This is a genomic window from Trichococcus sp., assembly GCF_049589555.1.
Classification (GTDB): domain Bacteria; phylum Bacillota; class Bacilli; order Lactobacillales; family Aerococcaceae; genus Trichococcus.
The window spans coordinates 1-6,527 of sequence record NZ_JBAWAZ010000084.1 but is presented as its reverse complement, the minus strand read 5'-3'; the positions used below and the strand labels follow the sequence as shown (position 1 = coordinate 6,527).

6 protein-coding genes are annotated in these 6,527 nt (G+C 37.1%); 5 read left to right on the top strand and 1 reads right to left on the bottom strand.

Annotated features, from left to right (window positions below; all coding sequences use genetic code 11):
- Positions 1-509: 509 nt before the first annotated feature.
- The gene (locus WBV27_RS03945) at positions 510-1,496 is read right to left on the bottom strand and encodes an alpha/beta hydrolase (RefSeq protein ID WP_424199609.1); all 987 of its coding nucleotides are present in this window, start codon (positions 1,494-1,496) and stop codon (positions 510-512) included.
- A gap of 103 nt (positions 1,497-1,599) precedes the next feature.
- On the opposite strand from WBV27_RS03945, the gene WBV27_RS03940 reads away from it, so the two are divergent.
- The 5 genes from WBV27_RS03940 to WBV27_RS03920 all read left to right on the top strand — a co-directional run.
- On the top strand, positions 1,600-1,944 hold the full coding sequence (locus WBV27_RS03940) for a MerR family transcriptional regulator (protein ID WP_424199607.1): 345 nt from the start codon (positions 1,600-1,602) through the stop codon (positions 1,942-1,944).
- A gap of 149 nt (positions 1,945-2,093) precedes the next feature.
- Complete coding sequence (locus tag WBV27_RS03935; protein ID WP_424199605.1) at positions 2,094-2,822, top strand: MurR/RpiR family transcriptional regulator; 729 nt, start codon at positions 2,094-2,096, stop codon at positions 2,820-2,822.
- Positions 2,823-2,938: 116 nt separating this feature from the next.
- Positions 2,939-4,384 carry a glycoside hydrolase family 1 protein gene (locus tag WBV27_RS03930; protein WP_424199603.1) on the top strand — a complete coding sequence of 482 codons (1,446 nt, stop codon included), beginning with the start codon at positions 2,939-2,941 and terminating at the stop codon, positions 4,382-4,384.
- A gap of 343 nt (positions 4,385-4,727) precedes the next feature.
- On the top strand, positions 4,728-5,315 hold the full coding sequence (locus WBV27_RS03925) for a recombinase family protein (RefSeq protein ID WP_424199601.1): 588 nt from the start codon (positions 4,728-4,730) through the stop codon (positions 5,313-5,315).
- A 514-nt stretch (positions 5,316-5,829) separates the two neighbouring features.
- Positions 5,830-6,527: MurR/RpiR family transcriptional regulator (locus WBV27_RS03920; RefSeq protein WP_424199599.1), on the top strand; the 698-nt coding region annotated here is incomplete at its 3' end.

Genomic DNA, 6,527 nt, shown 5'->3' with positions numbered 1-6,527 from the left:
CATCATTTCATTTCGATCTTTGGCTGGTCCTCTGTCATGATTTAATCCCATACAACCAAAACCTAATTCCGATGTCACTAATCCTACGCTTCCTAAAGTACGTTTATTCATGTCGTTACTCCTCTTCTATTTTTATAGAACAAAAGAATGAAACTGAACACCATTGTCCTGTTGTTCATTATTATTTTACTCGCTAAAGTCCACTTTAAGGCAAGCGTTTTCTTTACTTATTCACTATTTGAGGCAATGACTTTCTTGTCATGACATCAAATGGTAATAAAACGAGGAATATCTGCTTTGTCTATTCGATATAATCATACGGTGCTAGAAGTTAAATATCAATTACCTATATTAAATGCTTAACCATACCTAATAAGCATAGGAGTAAACGGATGGAATTTAGACTATTACGTTATTTTTGATTATGGTATCTAAAAAGGTAACAACAAATAAACCCTCGAAAATACGACTCTCGAGGGTTTTTTGTTACGTTTATTTACAAAAAAGTATTAGTTGGCAAATGCGTTTTTAAAGAATGTTTCTAATTTAGCAAATGGGATCAGGTCGACACGGTCATAGAAGTCAACGTGGTCTGCTGCTGGAGCAACATAAAGCTCTTTTGGTTCTTGCAATTTCTCAAACGTCGTTTCTGAGAAAGGACGTGAATGGGCTGTTTCAGTCGTTAAAAGTAAGACTGGACGCGGTGAAATTTCATGAATATGATTAGTAATTTGGAAATTCATAAAGCTAAGATTGGATACTGCCGTGATATTGGTCAAGGCATGTGGGTGCCAACCACGTTTTGTAGCATAGAAATCAAAGAATTCTGGCAACATTGGCAAGTCTTCCGGTACTTCTGTCTGTGGTTGTTCTGGGTAATGCAAGACCACCGCTGCTGTGCCATTTTCAAAATCAGTCCAACGTTGTTGGCTGTATTGCTCCAACGGAACCGCACGGTCAATTCCGGTCGCCATGCCAGCAAGTGACGGAATATCGTACATGACGCTTGTCGCTACTGCCTTAATGCGTGCATCTTGTGCTGCTGCCCCAAGAGCAAAACCGCCACTCGCACAGATGCCGAGAGCACCAATCTGATCACGGTTGACAAAGTCAAGGGTTCCAATATAATCGACTGCTGCACTGAAATCTTCCAAGTAAGTATCAGGCGAACCAGTGTAGCGAGGCTGACCACCACTGTAACCATGATAAGCTGGGTCAAAAGCTAGCACAACGAAGCCATGCTGTGCCAACTGATTGGCATAAACGCCAGGCCCTTGCTCCTTAACACCACCAAATGGAGGTCCTACAACCAAGGCGGGATACTTGACAGACTTATCTAAATCTTTGGCATAGTACAAATCAGCTGCGATTTCCACACCATAGCGAGTCGAATAATAGACATGCTCACGTACGACTGTCGTGTCTAAATCGAAAATATAATACTCATCTGCTGGAGCAACACGAGTTGCTTGTAAAGGATTAACTGCTTTTCTCATTGTGTTTCCCTCTTTCATTATTTATAATATGATCATATCAATTAAAGCTAACTTTAAGTCAAGTCTTTTAATTCTAAATTTGTGACTACTGAGGAGAAACACTATGAAAATAAAAGAAATTTCTGAACTTTTTAGCCTACCTAGCCCAACTTTACGTTATTATGAGCAGATTGGCTTGATTGAACCTGTTCCAAAAATAAATAATCGGCGCGACTATAATGAAAACCATGTGGACCAAATTCAATTCGTTCTTTGCATGAAGCAAACGGGTCTATCTTTGGAAGAAATCCAAGCTTACACGCACCTTTATTTAGCAGGTCCAGAAACGAAAGACCAACGTTTGACTATTTTGAAGCAACAAAAGGCTGCGACACTGAAAAAAATTCAAGACCTACAAGATATTATCACCTATATCGACCAAAAAATCGAATTTGTTGAGGAAGAATAAACCTCACCTAACTCAGATTAGAGTCCATCAGCAATACAAGGATGATGATAATCTCCTAGGTAGAATTCCTACCTTTGAAATCAATTGAAGAACTGGAGAATCGATACTATTAATAAAATACTATGAATGATTCACTTGAGGTGGGAAATGTGGAAACATTGATTTATAATCTTTTAGCATACATAAATAATTCTCTTGATAAGGATATTAACTACCATATAGCGAAAACTCTGCTCGAAAATTTTCATAAGATTGAGGGATTTTCATTAGAAACAGCAGCAGAGGTATGTAATGTAGCTCCTTCTACAATTAATCGGTTCTGCAAAAGAATTGGTTTTAGAAATTTTTCAAACTTAAGAAATTCTGTAATTAAGAATGGGGCACCTCTTGAAAAGAACGATATTGACCTAAGTGGAGATAGGTTTATAGAGCAATTAAAGGAAAACGTGGAAATAATTGAAAATATCCCAAGGGAACAGATTGAGCGGATCGTAAAACAAATCAGCAAATCCCGTAGAGTTGTTATATTAGGTTTTGAAAAGCATCAAATCCAAGCTTTGGAGTTACAAAAAAAAATACTTCTTGCAGGGAAATTTTGTGAATGTAATACAAATATTTTTAAACAAATGGATGTTCTGGACATATTGACAGAGGAAGATATGATTATCACTATTTCTATACAGGGATACTTACTATCAGAGGAATTCCTCTTATTTGAAAAACTTAAAAGGACAAAGGGAAAGAAATTACTTATTACCTTCTCGGAGCCACATCAACATCTAGAATTATTTGATGAAATTTTACAGTGTGGAAAAATTGAAAATAGTGCTGTGAGTAGTCAAACGTTATTAAGACTGTTTGATGTATTGTTCCATTGATTCCGATAGCAACATTCTTCTTAGCCGTGAACTGGTCTCCTTTTGACCAGTTTTTTTTGCATCACTAAATTATAATAAAACTCAGAAACAAAAAAGTCGGAAAGAAGGAATACAATATGGCATTTCCAAAAGGTTTTTTATGGGGTGGAGCTACGGCTGCAAACCAATTAGAAGGAGCTTACAACGAGGGGGGCAAAGGCCTTTCCATTTTTGATATGGTTCAATTTGTACCAAAAGAAGAGCGTGGAAATGAAATTGAAATGGATGTCAGAAGCAAAAAAGAATTAGAAGATCTTTTAGCAGGAAAAGGTGGCGACAACTTCCCGAAACGTCGCGGTATCGACTTCTACCACCATTATAAAGAAGATATTGCACTATTTGCAGAAATGGGCTTCAAAACATTCCGTATGTCCATCTCTTGGCCTCGTATTTTTCCAAATGGTGATGACAGGGAGCCAAACGAAGAAGGGTTAGCTTTCTATGACAAAGTATTCGATGAATTATTGAAGTATGGAATTGAGCCACTTGTGACGTTATCACACTATGAAATTCCACTTACATTAGTTCAAAAATACAATGGCTGGACAGATCGACGCGTAGTTGAATACTTTGTTCATTATGCAGAAACGGTGTTTAATCGTTACAAAGGAAAAGTGAAATACTGGTTAACGTTCAATGAAATCAACGTTTCAACGATGTCTCCATATATTGGTAGTGGTATTCTTATAGATGAGGTAGAACACAAGGAACAAGCGGTTTATCAAGCATTACATCATCAGTTTGTAGCAAGTGCCAGAGCGGTCAAGGCCTGTCATGAAATGATCCCTGATGCCATGATTGGTTGTATGCTAGCTCGTATGGAAGTCTATCCAGAAACTTGCAGTCCGGATGATGTATTAGAAGTACTGAAAGAGGATCAAATGAACCTATTCTTCACTGACGTTCAGGTTCGTGGGTATTATCCAAGCTTCATGTTAAGTTATTTTGAAGAAAATGATATTAAGATTGACATGCTTCCTGGCGATGAAGAAATTTTACTGCAACATACAGTGGATTACTTATCCTTTAGTTACTATATGTCAATGGTGGCTAGCGGAGCACCTGATAAGAAGAAGGAAAAAGGGAACTTCTTTAGTGGTGTGAAAAACCCTTATTTAGAGTCATCTGATTGGGGATGGCAAATCGATCCTAAAGGATTGCGTATTACCTTAAAGAAAATGTATGATCGCTACCAAGTACCGTTGTTTATCGTGGAAAATGGACTTGGAGCCTATGATAAAGTAGAGGAAGACGGCTCAATCAACGACGATTATCGTATTGATTACATGCGTGCACATATTGAGCAAATGAACGAAGCGATCAAAGAGGGTGTAGATCTTATTGGGTACACAAGCTGGGGTTGTATCGATTTAATTAGTGCAAGTACCTCTGAAATGTCTAAACGTTACGGTTTCATCTACGTTGATCAAGACGATTATGGCAATGGTACTTTAGAGAGAAGCAAGAAAAAATCATTTGATTGGTATAAGCAGGTAATTACTACAAATGGAGAAGAACTATAGATAGAACTTAAAAGGGGGGTGTCTCAAACTAAAATGAGACACCCCCTTTTGCTTATAGACATAATAGCACCTTATGTTATTCAATTAAGTAAGTAGTACCCTTAGGAATGGTCCTTCAATAGGTTCATGGCCAGATTGATTTGTTGCTGAGCAAATTTTGCGAGTGGCGTAAAAGCAAACACAGTGTCCAGAAAATGGTTCATTTCTGAACACTACTCTTTTTGTACTATTTTTCTTTAAAAAAGCTGAAATAAGTGTCCATAAACCCGTAACAAATTCTATGTCCACTTAATCACCCTTGATAAAGTTATGGTACAATGAAATAAAAAAAGAAGGTGATTTTTTGAAAATTGGATACGCACGTGTTTCTACTGGATTACAGAATTTGGATCTCCAGGAAGATAGTCTAGAAAAATTTGGCTGTGAAAAAATTTTTACAGATCACATGAGTGGCGCAAAGAGCAATCGCCCAGGATTAGAAACAGCGATTGAATTTGTTCGTTCAGGGGATACACTGGTTGTTTGGCGACTAGATCGGCTTGGGAGAAATATGGAAGACTTGATTACGATCGTCAATCGTTTGAACAATCGTGGCGTGAGTTTTCACAGCTTACAAGAAAATATCACGATGGATAAATCAAGCTCAACTGGTCAATTAATGTTCCATCTGTTTGCAGCGTTTGCGGAATTTGAGCGGAATCTAATTCTGGAACGATCTGCAGCCGGACGTGCAGCTGCACGCGCAAGAGGCAGGTTTGGTGGACGCCCCGAAAAGTTAAGCAAAAGTGACTTGGAACTTATGAAGACGTTGATCGATAATGGAACACCTATTAAAACAATTGCCGAAAGATGGAATGTTTCGCGTACAACCATTTATCGTTATCTCAATAAATTGGAGGAAACGAATCGTGAACACATATCCATCAACTAGCTAATTAGCATTCAAAAGAGTACAGACAATTAGAATTGATTCTTTAAGATTCGCCTTTCGATAAACTTCAATTAGGAAGTTGTTATGGAATGCTCATTGGAATTAAAAAATCGGTTACTCTTCGACATACTACTAAGCAAAAAGCTGGTCAAAAGAACACCAGATCTGTATTAAATCTTCACCCGAAGCAGATGAACTCAAAGCATCATCACCAATTATTCAACCAATGTTTCTGCTGAAAATCAGCTCTTATCATATTTATCAGTAACTGTTCTATCAAGTCCACGGAAATCTCCAGCAGCTCTGTTGGTAAATGAAGTGTCCAAATTTAAAATCGATTTTCTTTTCAAAGGACTAGTGCGCCCAAATTTGGCTGAAGGGCCCAGTTTTAACTAAACGAGTTGGGTTTTTCAACCAGTTGGGGTCTGAAACGCAACAAAAAGTACTAAATTCGAAAAAAATTATAGCAATGGACTATTTTTGTATAGGTATAAATAATTCAGGGTATCACATTATGATAAAAGGAGATGGTCTTTTGTTAATTATAGATAAACTAAATATGAACGATGAATTGACCGAAACAGAGAAAAATGTGGCGATTTTTTTAATTTCATTGGGTCCTGAGATGGCTGGAAAGTCAACTAGATGGATTGCAAACCAGACATATACCTCTCCTACAACGATTGTTCGATTATGCAAAAAAATTGGATTTAGTGGATTTGAAGAATTCAAAGTTCAGTATCTAAAAGAATTCAGTTATATTGAGCAACAATATGGGAAAGTAAACGCAAATTTTCCTTTTGAAAAAACAGATAGCATGATGAATATAGCAAATAAAGTAGCTTCATTGCATCAAGATACGATTGAAGATACTCTTTCAATCTTAATGCATGATGACTTAGCCAAAGCCAAAAAATTAATCATTCATGCCAAGACAATTTATATTTATTCTTTTGGAACAGCTTTAAATCAGGCGCAATCATTCAAAGAGAAAATGATGAAGATAGGCAAACGTGTAGTCATTGCTTCTAATTTGAATTATCAACTTTATGAGTCTAGTTGCATGATGACTGGGGATTTAGCGATCATTATCTCTTACTCTGGAGAAACAGAGAATGTTTTGAAAATTGCTGATATCTGTGGAGAAATTAATATTCCTATATTAGCGATTACTTCTTTAGGAGAAAATACATTGAGTAGGCAGTCAAAAGG